General features: G+C 62.7%; 13 protein-coding genes. 9 read left to right on the top strand and 4 right to left on the bottom strand.

Annotated features, from left to right (window positions below; translation table 11 throughout):
- The first annotated feature begins 42 nt into the window (after nucleotides 1-42).
- A complete protein-coding gene (locus tag AC2ETI_RS23220) occupies nucleotides 43-2370 on the top strand; it encodes a putative bifunctional diguanylate cyclase/phosphodiesterase (protein ID WP_483634440.1) in 2328 nt (775 codons plus the stop codon).
- 56 nt (nucleotides 2371-2426) lie between these two features.
- Here the strand turns inward: AC2ETI_RS23220 and AC2ETI_RS23215 are convergent, their stop codons facing one another.
- Entirely contained in the window at nucleotides 2427-3194 is a 768-nt protein-coding gene (locus AC2ETI_RS23215) for an SDR family NAD(P)-dependent oxidoreductase (protein ID WP_019746337.1), read from the bottom strand.
- A gap of 158 nt (nucleotides 3195-3352) precedes the next feature.
- Between AC2ETI_RS23215 and AC2ETI_RS23210 the strand changes: the two genes are divergently transcribed.
- Genes AC2ETI_RS23210 through AC2ETI_RS23200 form a run of 3 tightly spaced genes read left to right on the top strand, consistent with a single transcriptional unit; the run spans nucleotide 3353 to nucleotide 6079 of the window.
- Nucleotides 3353-3943 carry a hypothetical protein gene (locus AC2ETI_RS23210; protein WP_069146699.1) on the top strand — a complete coding sequence of 197 codons (591 nt, stop codon included), beginning with the start codon at nucleotides 3353-3355 and terminating at the stop codon, nucleotides 3941-3943.
- Nucleotides 3936-4586, top strand: coding sequence for a DUF6308 family protein (locus AC2ETI_RS23205; protein WP_483634439.1), 651 nt, complete (start codon nucleotides 3936-3938; stop codon nucleotides 4584-4586). Before AC2ETI_RS23210 ends, AC2ETI_RS23205 begins: the two co-directional genes overlap by 8 nt.
- Nucleotides 4587-4621: 35 nt before the next feature.
- Nucleotides 4622-6079, top strand: a complete 1458-nt coding sequence (locus tag AC2ETI_RS23200) for an HNH endonuclease signature motif containing protein (protein ID WP_483634438.1) — start codon at nucleotides 4622-4624, stop codon at nucleotides 6077-6079.
- Here the strand turns inward: AC2ETI_RS23200 and AC2ETI_RS23195 are convergent.
- Both AC2ETI_RS23195 and AC2ETI_RS23190 read right to left on the bottom strand, forming a co-directional pair.
- Complete coding sequence (locus AC2ETI_RS23195) at nucleotides 6057-6608, bottom strand: GNAT family N-acetyltransferase (RefSeq protein ID WP_021342391.1); 552 nt, start codon at nucleotides 6606-6608, stop codon at nucleotides 6057-6059. The genes AC2ETI_RS23200 and AC2ETI_RS23195 overlap by 23 nt on opposite strands.
- Nucleotides 6605-7288, bottom strand: coding sequence for a TetR/AcrR family transcriptional regulator (locus AC2ETI_RS23190; protein ID WP_020905717.1), 684 nt, complete (start codon nucleotides 7286-7288; stop codon nucleotides 6605-6607). Before AC2ETI_RS23190 ends, AC2ETI_RS23195 begins: the two co-directional genes overlap by 4 nt.
- Nucleotides 7289-7390: 102 nt before the next feature.
- Between AC2ETI_RS23190 and AC2ETI_RS23185 the strand changes: the two genes are divergently transcribed.
- From AC2ETI_RS23185 to AC2ETI_RS23165, 5 genes are read left to right on the top strand one after another with little or no spacing between them, the layout of a single operon-like run.
- A complete protein-coding gene (locus tag AC2ETI_RS23185; protein ID WP_007735955.1) occupies nucleotides 7391-8581 on the top strand; it encodes a lipid-transfer protein in 1191 nt (396 codons plus the stop codon).
- A gap of 42 nt (nucleotides 8582-8623) precedes the next feature.
- Nucleotides 8624-9055 (top strand): type II toxin-antitoxin system Rv0910 family toxin, encoded by a 432-nt coding sequence (locus AC2ETI_RS23180; protein WP_092765636.1) that lies wholly within the window; start codon nucleotides 8624-8626, stop codon nucleotides 9053-9055.
- Between the two features lie 7 nt (nucleotides 9056-9062).
- Entirely contained in the window at nucleotides 9063-9938 is an 876-nt protein-coding gene (locus AC2ETI_RS23175; protein ID WP_019746344.1) for a MaoC/PaaZ C-terminal domain-containing protein, read from the top strand.
- A gap of 41 nt (nucleotides 9939-9979) precedes the next feature.
- The gene (locus AC2ETI_RS23170) at nucleotides 9980-10846 is read left to right on the top strand and encodes an SDR family oxidoreductase (protein ID WP_007735961.1); all 867 of its coding nucleotides are present in this window, start codon (nucleotides 9980-9982) and stop codon (nucleotides 10844-10846) included.
- A gap of 4 nt (nucleotides 10847-10850) precedes the next feature.
- Complete coding sequence (locus AC2ETI_RS23165) at nucleotides 10851-13049, top strand: acyl-CoA dehydrogenase family protein (protein WP_483634437.1); 2199 nt, start codon at nucleotides 10851-10853, stop codon at nucleotides 13047-13049.
- 19 nt (nucleotides 13050-13068) lie between these two features.
- Here AC2ETI_RS23165 and AC2ETI_RS23160 read toward each other — a convergent pair.
- Nucleotides 13069-13731: amidase family protein (locus tag AC2ETI_RS23160; protein WP_483634436.1), on the bottom strand; the 663-nt coding region annotated here is incomplete at its 5' end.

Here is a 13731-nt window from a genome sequence, read left to right as displayed (position 1 = left end):
GCGCTACCTTCATCTGGTCGGCTCCACGATGGAGGGTGTTGCATGCTGAGCAGGCTGACTTCGAGTGCGAGCGACGCCGAACTGTCTGACGTCGAGCGGCGCGACCTCTTCGCACGCCAGATACTGCAGGTGACGACGGTCGCGCCACTGGCCAACATGGTCAATGTACTCAGCGTATGCGCTTTGCTTGCGTACGTCATACCCCCCGGTCACAACGAGTTTCGGGTGATCTGGGGTTCTGCGGCCTTCTTGGTTGTCCTCAATTCGGTGCGCGTCTGGATACCGCGAGTCGTCCTGAAGGGCCGGTACACGCCCAAACATACGACGAGGTATGACTACTGGGCGCTCATGCTCGAGGTGATCCTGCTTGGGCTTCTGCTTGTCGTTCTCGCCGCCGCGATGCTTCCCGTGACGGACAACTCGCGAAAGCTTGTGCTTATAGCGACATTCGCCGGAGTCATGGGCGCCGGCGCCGTGGCATTGTCGACGGTTCGGTCGATAGCGGTAGCGTGGATTCTGGTGCACAGCATCGGATTGCTCGTCGTTATCCTGCCTAAGAGAACCACGGAATACACTGTCCTCTCGTTCCAGTTGGTCGTTTACTCGGTGACACTGATTATCGGCGTCGTGTACCTCTGGGCGTCGTTCCGAAGTCGTTGTCTTGCCGAGTTCGAGGCTGCTGCCGAGCGCCAGACGGTCAGTTTGCTTCTCGACGATTTCGAGGGCGGGTCACGCGATTGGCTGTGGGAAGTCGACACCACCGGGACGTTGTCGCACACCTCCGCTCGGCTGTCGCAGATCTCGGGAGTCTCTGTCTCCGACCTGCGAACCCTGTCGCTGCGCGGATTGTTGGATTGGCTCGACGTCGGTTCGACGAAGAGTGGACGAGCCGCGGTCCACGTCATCGGAGATCACCTCGACCGCCTCATGCCGTTTCGAGAGGTCGTCATTCCCGTTCGTGTCGGCGGCGTCGACCGATGGTGGTCTCTGTCGGGTCATCCCAGGCTTTCCGAGGCCATGGAGTTCGTGGGTTGGCGAGGCGTGGGCTCGGACATCACCGAGAAGTACAACTACGAGCGGCGAATTCTGTGGCTCGCTGCAACCGACGGACTGACCGGGCTCCCGAATCGCCGGACGTTCGGCACGGAGCTGTCCGACGCGCTCGGCGCTGTCCGGACCGGCGAGCAGGTTCTTGTCGGCATCCTCGACCTGGACAATTTCAAGTCGGTGAACGACACGTTAGGACACCCCGTCGGTGACAAACTGTTGATTTCCGTTGCTGCACGGCTCAATCGGGTGGTCGACGGTGCCATGTGTGCCCGAATCGGTGGCGACGAATTCGGCGTCGTCTTGCGGGGAACAGGGGACGGCGGCGAGGTGTTTGCTCGCTATCTGGGTGCACTGCGTGAGCCGTTCTTCGTGCGGGGGAATCGCATCGAGGTTCGTGCATCGATCGGTTATGCCAGCTCGCCGGCAGATTCCGAAGACGCGGACACGCTTGTCATGTCCGCGGACCTGGCGCTGTATGCCGCAAAATCTGCCGGCAAGAACCGGGTCGGAAAATACTCACCGGCGCTGCGGGCGCGGGCCAGGGAACGAGCATCGGCCCTGCAAGAGCTTGGGCTTGCGATCGAGTCTCGGCAGTTCGAGCTGTACTACCAACCGCAGGTTCGTGCGGACACCGGCCGCGTCGAGGGATTCGAGGCACTGCTTCGCTGGAACCACCCGGTGCGGGGAGTGCTTGCGCCGCGCATCTTCATCGATGTCGCGGAAGAGACGGGTTTGATTGTCCCGCTGGGGCTTCAGATTTTACACATGGCCTGCGCCGAAGCGACGACCTGGCCCGATGATACCTACGTGACGGTAAACGTCTCTCCGGTGCAACTGATGTCGTCCGGCTTCGGATCAGCAGTCAACGATGCGCTGGAGGCATCCGGTCTGTCCAGCAAACGGCTTCAGCTGGAAATCACAGAGACGGGAGCGGTAGAGGAGCTTGCCGTCGCCGAGCTGGATCGCCTGCGTGCCACCGGAATTGCGATTGCCCTGGACGACTTCGGAACTGGCTATTCGTCTTTCGAGAGTTTGAAGAAACTGCCGTTGGACATTCTCAAGATCGACCGGTCGTTCATCACCGAACTGAGCGAGGGTGATTCGGCAGTTGTCACTTCGGTGGTCGAGGTGGCGAAGGCGCTCGGTATGCAGTCATTGGCGGAAGGCGTGGAGACGGCCGACCAGCTGAGGCTCTTGCTCACCGCAGGTTGCGAATTGGTTCAGGGTTACTACGTCAGCCGACCGATGCCGGCGACGGAAGTGGCCGAGTACCTCAGCGCAACTGCCCAATCCAGCGGTGGGTATTTTCATTCGTTCTGACAAACCGTGCGCCTTTATTAACCGCGGGCGGTTAATAAAGGCGCACAGCAGGGAAGTTAGCGCGGCGCCATGCGGAGAGCGCCGTCCATGCGGATGGTCTCGCCGTTGAGGTAGTCGTGCTCGACGATCATCTGCGCGAGCTGCGCGTACTCGGACGGCTGGCCCAGGCGGGACGGGAACGGAACGCCGGCCTCCAGGCCCTTGCGGTACTCGTCGGTGACGCCTGCGAGCATCGGGGTGTCGATGATGCCGGGGGCGATGGTGTTGACGCGGATGCCGAACTGCGCGAGGTCACGGGCAGCCGGAACAGTCATGCCGTGCACGCCGCCCTTGGAAGCGGAGTACGCGATCTGGCCGATCTGTCCTTCGAAGGCAGCAACGGAAGCGGTGTTGATGACGACGCCACGCTGGCCGGACTCGTCGACGGCCTCGGTCTTGGAGATGGCGTCGGCGGCCAGGCGCATGACGTTGAAGGTGCCGAGCAGGTTGACGGTGATGACCGTGCGGAACAGCTCGAGGTCGTGCGGACCCTTCTTGGACAGGATGCGTCCCGCCCAGCCGACACCGGCACAGTTGACGACGATACGCAGCGGGGAGCCCGACTCGACGATCTGGTTGATCGCTGCCTCGACCTCTTCGCCGCTGGTCACGTCGGTGGGGATGAGAGTGACGCCGGCGGGGACGTTGTCGCCTGCGCGCTCGATCGACGCGGGCAGATCCAGGCCGAAGACGGTAGCACCGGCGTCGGCGAGGCGCTTGGCTGTTGCGGCGCCGAGGCCTGATGCCGCTCCGGTGACCAGTGCTGCGGTTCCCTTGATTTCCACTTCGTGTGCTCCTCGAGTTAGCGATCGGTAAGGCGGTGGTGCGTGTCGAGAACCATAACGCGAGGGTGTATGTGAGGGCGAACGCGCGAGACCCGCGTAGGGCTGGGTACCTTGGACGCGAGGTCTGAGAGCAAAGCACCGGACGAGAGGGGACCTGCGTGAGCAAGGCGCCTGTGCGTCCCGCCGCTTCTGTCGAGAATTTCGAGCGGTTGCAGCGCGACCCGCTCTTCGAAGATCTTGCCGAGTTGATCGCCGAGGTTCTCTCCTACGCGTTCGATGCGCCGGCCGCCGTCGAGATCGAACAGTGGACGATCAGTTGCCTGCCGTCGACAAATCGATCGGCGGAGCGCCATCGCTTGTTCACACTCAACATCGGTCCGATGGAGATTCTGAGCGTCGAGTGCCATCTGGTCGGCGGTAAGCCGATCGAGCACGTCATGTCCGTGTACGTATCCAGTTCGGCACTGGAATCGCGAACCGGCTGCAGCATCGAAGAACTCGATGACAAGCACGATCTGGTCGCCATCAGACGCACCGAGTTGGCGTCCGCCGACGGCGACGGGACCGTGATCGACTGCAGTCTCGAGGACTCGGATGCGTTGGAACAGTTCGCCCTACTGCCTGTCGACGTGACGACGGTACGTCCACTCGCGGAGCATCTTGTTGCCAAGGGCAAGGGCCCATTTCGGCAATATCACAACTCCGGGTTCGCCAAATATGTACTGGAAAGGTCGCTCGACCATGGTTGATCAGTTGCCCATCCGCCTCCCGCGTGTGCTGCGAGACGGGGACGATGCCGGCGCGGTCGATGTGCTGCAGGAATACTTCACGAGGCCGCTCCGAAAGACGGGCTATCTCCGTACCGGTGCGCTGTGGGATTCCTGGGATCCCAGTGGCAACCGCGATCGTGATGCGAACATCATTACCGCGGAAGATCTTGTTGCGGTGACGCTTCTGTCGGTTCAGGTTCCGGCGCAAGGGGCCTTCTTTCTACTGGGGGAGAACAATGCCGAACTGAACCGACTCCTGGCCGACGTGGGCCCCGATCGCGATCTGTCGAACGAACCCGATCCCTTCACTCCGGAATCTCCAGTGTGGCGGTTGGAGACGGCGCTTCGAGAGATTCACGGCGTCGGGCGAACCATGGCGTCCAAACTGATCGCACGCAAGCGTCCGCGGCTCTACCCGATCTACGACGACGTCATCGGGCGGGAGTTGGGAACGAAGGCTGCCCATCTGGAACCGGTACGAGAGGCCTTGCACGACGGAGAATTACACGTGAGATTGCTCGACTTGCGAGTTCGGGCCGGACTGGACGATGCCATTCCGGCGATCCGGGTGCTGGATGTGCTCGCCTGGATGCAGGGTAAGGGATACAAACCGGCACTCTAGCTTTCTTGTCGGTGGGCAGGTCTAGTGTCGAATGTATGTTCGATAATGGATCGACGGGCGGTGTGGGGGCAGTTGTAGATGACGGCCGTCCTGTCGTCGATCCACGCGTGCTGCCGGACATGCTCTTTGCAACGGCGCAGAGCGAGAACATGCTGGCCGCACAGAAGGTGCTCGGTGCATCCATGTTGTCGGAGTCGAGATTCAATGCGGAACTCGACGTGTCCGGTGATGTCGACAAGGCGTGGCGGATCGCGTGCAACGAGATCGCGGTCATGCTCACGTGTTCGCGGCGCACAGCCGAAGTTCACATCGAGATCGGTGACGCCTTGCGCGAGTTCCTTCCGCTCACCAAGGCCGCATTTGCTGCCGGCGAGCTGGACTATGCGCGCGTGCGCAAGATTGTCGACGGACTCACCGGGGTCGACCCCGAGGCGATCGCAGCACTCGAGCGCCGGGTACTTGCCTCCGCGCACCGTCTTCCGCCCGGGCAACTGGAGCGCGACATTGAACGTCAGCTCTTTGCCTACGATCCGGACGCTGCTGCCGAACGTCGCCGGAAAATGCTGGAACACCGCGATGTTCGCACGCGTGCAGACCGTCACGGACTCGCCCAGTTGCAGGCAACACTCAGCGCGAACGAGGCTGTCGAAGCGCTTGGCCTGATCAACGAGGCCGCCGGAAGCGTCTGCAACCACGATCCACGAAATGCCTCGACGCGCCGGGCCGACGCGCTGGTTGCTCTCCTGCACCGTGAGAACGGGCTGACTTGCCAGTGTGGCAGCGAAACGTGCGAGGCAGTATCCCCAGCAAGTCGATCAACTGCGCCCTCACGTCGGAAGCCGTTGCTGCACATCGTGTGCGATCTGGCGACGCTCCTCGGGTTGACGTCAGATCCCGCGAGCATCGACGGGTACGGGCCAATCGATCCCGACTTTGCTCGCGAGCTTGCCGCCGATTCCACTTGGCAGGCACTGTTTGTCGACTTCCGCTCTCAGGCCGCCGGGAATCGACCGCGTCGGCAACATGCTCCGACTGTCCTGCCGCTTGTCACCCGACGTGATCACCCAAGTCGCGAACCGAACGGCTGCGGGGATCGGATTCGGGCAATGCAAAGGTTGGCCGCGCGGGCCCCGGACATAGTTCGAAGATCGGATGGGCATGGCGCCCAGCCCGATCCACCTCCCGGCGCGCTGACCTATGCTCCGGGAGCGGCTCTGGCCGCATTGGTGCGGGCCGTCGACGGTCACTGCCGGTTCCCTGGTTGTTCGGTGCCCGCGAACAGGTGCCAACTCGACCACATCACCGAGTTCGATCCTTCCGATCCGAGACGCGGTGGGTGGACCATTGCGAGCAACCTCCAATGCCTGTGTCGCCATCACCATCAGGTGAAGACCTACAGGTTGTGGACACCAGTGATGCTGGAGGACCGTGCTATTCACTGGACCGACAGCACCAGCGGGTTGACGGCTGTCACGGTTCCGGAGAGGCGCTGACTTCGAAGATGGTCTCCAGACCGTCTTCTTCGTCCCACTGCTCACCGACTTCGTTGAAACCGTACTGGCTGATCAGATTTCGCGATGCGATGTTGTCCGGGCTGATGGTCGCTCGAACGATGTGCACTTCGGATTGGCGACTCGCGACGTCGAGAAGTATCTCGAGAGCAGTTCGTGCGTAGCCCAGTCGCCGGAATGCCGGATCGATGCGATATCCGATCTCCACCATCCCGCGCGCATCGGGGCGACCGTGGAATCCGGCCAACCCCACCGGCGTCGAGGTGCGGGCATCGACGGCGATGCGGGTGATCCACGCGCTGTCGAGTGGGTTCCCGGTTATCTGCGTGCTCCGGTAGCGCCACAAGCCCTGGCATTCTTCGCCGAGGAGATACGGGGTCAGGAGGTTGGGTTCGAGTTCCATTGCGAGAGTGGCGTTGTCTTCACCCAGCGCGTGTAGGGCGAGCGGTGGAACCCGGATCAGTTGAAGTCCACGTCCGTCGAGTGCCCAGGGTAGTTCGGTAACTGTCACAGGTCGGCGATCGGAGTCGACAGAGTTATGTCGACGCCGATGCTCCGAAGATTGCCGTCCAGAACCTGCCAGATGGAGCGCCCGAGGAACTCGGCCAATTCCGCACTGGTCACATCGGAACCCGGCTGGCTGAGCCAACGGTTGACGCTGACGTCGACCAATCCGATGACGCCGAAAGCCAAGGGCTCCGCCATCTTCGACGATTTGCCGCGGCTGGCGAGGATCGCACCCAACAGGTTCCCCAATTGCACGGCGATGGCCGTCTTGGTTCCGGTCACCACTTTCGAACCGGTGGCCCGCGTGCTCGGCGAGCCCTTGCCTAAAAAGTGGTGCAGTCGTGGGTATTTCACAATCCACTGGAGGTAGGTCTCGACTGCCCGTGAGATAGCCTCGCCGACCGTACCCTGCGGCGTGAGGGTGGGTGTCAGGTCGGTCATCATCATCTCGAGGATGCGAACTCGCAGCTGCTCGTCGAGGTCGGCTCGATCCTTGAAGATCCGGTAGACAACGGAACGGGGGACGTCGGCGCGCTCGGCGATCTGCTGGACGCCGACGTCGGCGCCACCTTCGTTGACTGCATCGAGTGCTGCGTCGAGGATCCGCGCTTTGCGCTGCTCCTTGTGATCGTTCCAGCGAGTGCTGCGCCCGTCGGGCTGCGCCGACTCGGCTGTTTTTGTCATAAATCGAACGATACTCACCCCGCCATTGACTGGACAAGATGTCTCACATACTTTGGTGGGACAGCGTGTCACACACAGATACCGTTCTCTTCAGGAGTGGCAATGAGTAACAGGGTTTTTGTCGTCGGCGTCGGCATGACGAAGTTCGAGAAGCCGGGAGCCCGCGAGTGGGACTACCCCGACATGGCACGCGAGTCGGGTACCAAGGCGCTCGAAGACGCGGGTATCGACTACACCGAGGTCGAGCAGGCATACGTCGGCTACGTCTACGGCGAGTCCACCGCAGGTCAGCGGGCTGTCTACGAGCTGGGTCTGACGGGCATCCCCATCGTCAACGTCAACAACAACTGTTCGACGGGATCGACCGCGCTCTACCTCGCCACGCAGGCAGTCAAGAGCGGTCAGGCCGACTGCGCACTGGCGCTGGGCTTCGAGAAGATGCAGTCCGGGTCCCTCGGATCCACCTACGACGACCGTGAACAGCCACTCATGCGGCACCTCCTCGCTCTCGCCGAGCTGCAGGAGTTCGCGATGCCGCCCGCTCCGTACATGTTCGGCGCCGCGGGCGTCGAGCACATGGAACGCTTCGGGACCACTGCAGAGCAGTTCGCGAAGATCGCCGTCAAGAACCACAAGCACTCACTGAATAACCCGTACGCCCAGTTCCAGGACGAGTACACCCTCGAACAGATCCTCGAAGCACGCCAGATCCACGGCCCGCTCACCAAGCTCCAGTGCTCGCCCACGTCCGACGGATCCGGCGCGGCAATCATCGCCAGCGAAGCATTCGTCGAGAAGCACGGGCTCGCTGCTCAGGCGATCGAGATCGTCGGGCAGGCCATGGTCACCGACATGAACAGCACCTTCGAGGACAAGAGCGCCATCAGCCTCGTCGGCGCGGACATGACCCGTAAGGCCGCTGAGAAGGTGTACGCGCAGGCCGGGATCACCGCCGACGACGTCGACGTCATCGAACTCCACGACTGCTTCTCCACCAACGAGTTGCTGACCTACGAGGCGCTCGGACTGTGCGCCGAAGGTGACGGCGGCAAGCTCGTCGACGCCGACGACACCACCTACGGCGGACGCTGGGTGGTCAACCCGTCCGGCGGCCTCATCTCCAAGGGGCACCCCCTCGGCGCAACCGGTCTTGCCCAGTGCGCCGAACTCACCTGGCAGCTCCGCGGAACCGCCGACAAGCGTCAGGTCGACGGCGCGAAGGTCGCTCTCCAGCACAACATCGGACTCGGCGGCGCAGTTGTCGTGACCGCATACAAGCCCTACGCACGCTGAATCACACCCACAACCCGCCAGCTACCCACTAGGAGTTTCATCATGGCTTCCGTTTCCGTCTCCGCTGTACTGCCCGCATCCCCCGAGAAGACCTGGGATGCGCTCTCCGACCTGTCTCGCTGGGAAGAGTGGCTCACCATTCACCAGGGCTGGAAGAGTGAACTCCCCACCCAGGTTGCGTTGGGCGCCAAGTTCACCGAGGTCGTCTCCGTGATGGGTATGGCAAACAAGATCGAGTGGACCGTCGAAGAGGTCGAGGTTCCGAAGATGGTCAAGATTGCCGGTACCGGAATGGCCGGCGTCACCGTCGAATTCGTTCTCTCGGTCGAGGCCGACGGTGCCGGTTCGAAGGCAACCGTCGACGCCAGCTTCAAGGGCACCATGATCGTCGGGCCGATCGGCAAGGCAGTAGCCAAGAACGCCAAGGCTGATCTCGAGGCCTCGCTGGCCAAGTTCGCCCAGCTGGTCGGGTAACGGCTCAATGACGACACCGAAGACCAACGCGGTCGAATTCGATACGTCCGGGCTGGACGTATGGACCGATCCGGAGCACTTCGAGGTGACAGCCGAGCGCATCGCTGAATACGCGGCTGCCACCAACGATCCCATCGAGCGACACCTGAAGGGCGAGATCGCTCCACCGGTCTTCGCGGTGGTACCCGTCTTCATGTCGATGGCACCCGCTGCGCTGTCGGTGGCGCCGGTCGAACTGCTGATGAAGCTCGTTCACGGTGAGCAGGACTTCCTGTTCCACCGTCCGATCTACCCCGGTGACCACCTGGTCGCTCGTGCCAAGCCCATCGGATTCGAGGGCCGAGACAACGGATCCACCGTCGTCATCTACGTCGAAACCAAAACCGACAAGGGTGAATTGGTCAACGAGCAGTGGATGACGGCCTTCTTCCGCAAGGTCGACGCGGGCCCCGGACTTGGCGAGAAGGCTCCCGAACACCGATTCGACGACGCTCTTCGCGCGGGTAGTCCCGCAGCGGTGGTGAACCAGCACATCGACGAGGACCAGACGTTCCGGTACTCACCGGCTTCCGGCGATCCGATGCCGATTCACCTCGACGAGGAGATCGCTCGGATGTCCGGTCTCCCCGGAATCATCAACCACGGACTGTGCACGATGGCGTTCACGTCGTGGGGAGCCCTGACCGAACTGGCTGGCGGCGAGACCGAGCGGTTGCGCCGTCTCGCAGTGCGATTCGCGAAACCCGTACTCCCGACCCAGGACATCGAGACGGTGTTCTACAAGTCGGGTTCGGCAGACGGAGCCACGTCGTACTCGTACGAAACCAGCGCGGTCGGCGACCTCGTGATCAAGGACGGCCTGGCGGTCATCGCCGACAAATGAGTCTTCATGTCCGACAACTGAACTGATGGGAATCTGAACTGATGGGAAGTCTCGACGGTCGCGTAGCGATCATCACCGGAGCAGGACGCGGCATCGGCCGTGAGCATGCGCTGCTCTTCGCTCGTGAGGGTGCGAGCGTCGTGGTCAACGATCTCGGCGGAGCAAACGACGGTTCCGGTGCAGATGCCGGCCCCGCGCAGCAGGTAGTCGACGAGATCGTCGCTGCAGGCGGCAAGGCTGTTGCCAACACCGACAACATCGCCACCTGGGACGGCGCCGAGGGCCTTGTCAAGCAGGCCGTCAGCGAGTTCGGCCGACTCGACGTACTGGTCAACAACGCCGGCATTCTTCGTGACGCCTTCATCGCCGGTATGGACGAGAGCCAGTGGGACGCAGTCATTGCCGTGCACCTCAAGGGTCACGCGGCGACGCTGCACCACGCTGCCGCGTACTGGAAGGACCAGAGCAAGGCAGGCGAGACCGTCAACGCTTCGGTCATCAACACCGCTTCGGCTTCGGGTACCTTCATGCCCAACGCGGGCCAGGGCAACTACGGCGCCGCCAAGGCGGGCATCGCAGCCCTGACTCTGGTGGCCGCTGACGAGCTCGATCGATACGGCGTACGTGTCAACGCTATTGCGCCGATCGCGCGTACTCGTCTGACGCTGGCGACACCCGGTATGGGCGCGTTGTTCGCCGCCGAGGTCCCCGAGGGTGAGTTCGACGCGTTTGCGCCGTCCAACATCTCCCCGCTGGTGGCCTATCTTGCGGCAGCGGATTGCAAGCTGACCGGCAAGGTGTATGCCGTTCAGGGTGGGGCCATCACGGAACTCGCCGGCTGGCACGGTGTGAACACCATCGAGAGCGAGGGTCCCTGGACCACCGCCGACCTCGCAGAACGTCTGTAAGCGCATGGCACGCAACGCATACGAACTCGGCCTCGGGCTGAGTGAGGAGCACACCGCACTCGCAGATTCGGTGCGGTCATTCGCCGAGCGCACCATCACTACCGAGCAGGTGCGCGCGGCGGTGGAGTCGAGGACCGAGGACAAGTTCCCCGAGTTCTGGACGGCACTGGTCGGGCAAGACCTTCTCGGGCTCGCGGTTCCGGAAGAACAGGGTGGTCACGGCGCCGGTCTGCTGACCTTGGCGGTGGCACTGGAAGCATTGGGCCGCACTGTCTCTCCCGGCCCGTTTGTTCCGACGGTATTGGCAAGCGCCGTTCTCGGCGCCGCTGATTCCAAGGCGGGACCCGAGTTCCTGCCGGGCCTGATCGACGGAAGTCGTACGGCAGCAGTCGCCTTGGGTGCACCGTTGACGGCCGAGTCGTCGGACGGCGGATACAAGATCACGGGCGCACTCGACGGTGTGCTCGGCGGTGAACATGCCGACGTGCTGCTGGTCCCGATCCAGTTGCCCGACGGTGTCCGCTACGCGGTGCTCGAGAGCAGCGCAGTCGCGATCACCGTGCAGGACAGCATCGACGTGCTGCGCGGCAGTGCGCGGATCGAAGCTGACAATGTTCAGATCAGCGCCGAACGGATACTCGACGGTCTCACCGAGGCGCGGGTACGGTCCATTGCCGCAGTCGTTCTCGGTGCCGAAGACGTCGGCGTCATGTCCTGGTGTGTTTCCACTGCGTCGGAGTACGCCAAGACACGCGTGCAGTTCGGGCGACCCATCGGCCAGTTCCAGGGCGTCAAGCACAAGTGTGCGCAGATGGGCATTGCGCTCGAGCAGGCACGCGCCGTTGTGTGGGATGCGGCAAGCGCATTGGACAAGGGCGACGACACGGCAGATTTTGCCGCCGATATCGCCGCAGTCATCGTGCCGGACGCCGCAGTGCAGGTAGCGCAGGATTGTGTGCAGGTCCACGGCGGCATCGGATTCACGTGGGAGCACGACGCCCACCTGTACTACCGCCGCGCGCTCTCGATCCGCGGCATTCTCGGCACCCGCGAGGATCGTGCCAACCGTGTTGCGCAGCAGGCACTTGACGGTGTCAGCCGGGCTTCGGTTCTCGAACTGCCGCCCGAGGCAGAGGAGATCCGCGGCGACATTGCGGCCGAGCTTGCCAAGTTGGTCGAGCTCGACGAGGACGACCAGCTGATCGCGCTCGGCGACGGCGGCTGGGTTCAGCCTCACCTGCCGAAGCCGTACGGGCGCAGCGCCGCTCCGCTCGAGCAGATCGTCATCTCCCAGGAGATCAAGGCTGCGGGTATCTCGATGCCGCAGCTCCTGATGGGCACGTGGGCCGTGCAGGCCGTCGTAGCGCATGGTTCGGACAAGCAGAAGCAGGAATTGGCAATACCGACCCTGCAGGGTGAGCTTGTGTGGTGCCAGCTCTTCAGTGAGCCCGGTGCTGGTTCCGACCTCGCGTCATTGTCCACGAAGGCCGAAAAGGTCGACGGCGGTTGGAAGATCACCGGTCAGAAGATCTGGACCACGGTTGCGCAGTTCTCCGACTGGGCAATGCTGATCGCCCGTACGGACGCCACCAAGCCGAAGCATCAGGGCATCACCTACTTCGTGCTCGATATGTCGACACCGGGCATCACCGTCCGCCCGCTGCGTGAGATGACGGGTTCGGCGTTGTTCAACGAGGTGTTCCTCGACGACGTGTTCATCCCCGACGAGAACGTGGTCGGCGAGGTCAACGACGGCTGGAACGTCGCACGTACGACGCTGGCCGGCGAGCGCGTCGCCCTGAGCCAGAAGATGGAGGCGTACGCCTCGGACTCCGATCTACTGAAGTTCGCGAAGTCAGCAGACCTGAGCCCGATCGGGCGCTACCGCGTCGGCGAGCTGGTTGCCGAGAGTCAGGCGATCGACCTCATCGGCTCCCGCGTTGTGCTCAAGCAACTTTCGGGAATCGACGTGAGTACGACGTCGAGCGTCGGCAAGCTGTTGGCGATGAAGATCAGCCAGTCGATCGCCGAGTTCGTCGTCGCCGAACTGGGTGCTGCCGGAGCGGTCAGCATCCCAGGTCAGCCGAGCGACAAGGCGATGGAGCAGCTCATTTCGGGCCGTGCCACCACCATTTACGGCGGCACAACCGAGGTGCAACTCAACGTGATCGGTGAGCGCATGCTCGGATTGCCGCGAGACTGAGGGTATTTACCGGTGAGGCTCAGTCCTGGATTCTTCTCCAGGGCTGAGCCTCTTCCAGTTCGAAGGCCAATTCGAGGAGCGTGCGCTCGTCGCCGAGATCGGCGGAGAAATGCGAAGCCAACGGCAAACCGTTGCTGGTCTGGTGCATCGGTAGCGAAATCGCGGGACCACCGGAGATGTTGTTCAGCGGCGTGAACGACGTGTACGCGATCAACTTGTCGAAGAGCTCCTCGAAAGGCTGAGCGGGAGAGAGGTATCCGAGCTCGGGGGTGGTGTGCCCAAGAGCCGGCGAGAGCACGACGTCGTACTTCAAGAACATGGCGCTGTACTGCTGCTGGAGCCGTCGCAGGCGGTAGAGCACGCGCGGCGTCTTCACCAGGTTCTTCCGGTACAGCGTGTAGAGGCCCTTCGTGAGATTGTCGGTGCCGGACTTGTCGAAGTCGGGCCCGAGCATCTGTTTGCCACCGGTGGAGATGGCAAACGACAGAAAGCCCCAGTAAATGCTGAAGTCGTCGATGAATTCCGGTCCGACTGGCAATGCCGCGTCCTCGACGTGATGGCCAAGGCCGGCAAGGAGTTCAGCCGTAGCTTCGACGGACTTGCGTGTCTCGTCGTCGGTCTTGGTGACCGTCACGGAATCGGTGATCACGCCGACGCGCAGGCGGGTTGAGCTGGGTCCTTC

The organism is Rhodococcus sp. MurmanLake-1 (assembly GCF_056945715.1).
This window is presented reverse-complemented; position numbering and strand designations above follow the sequence as displayed.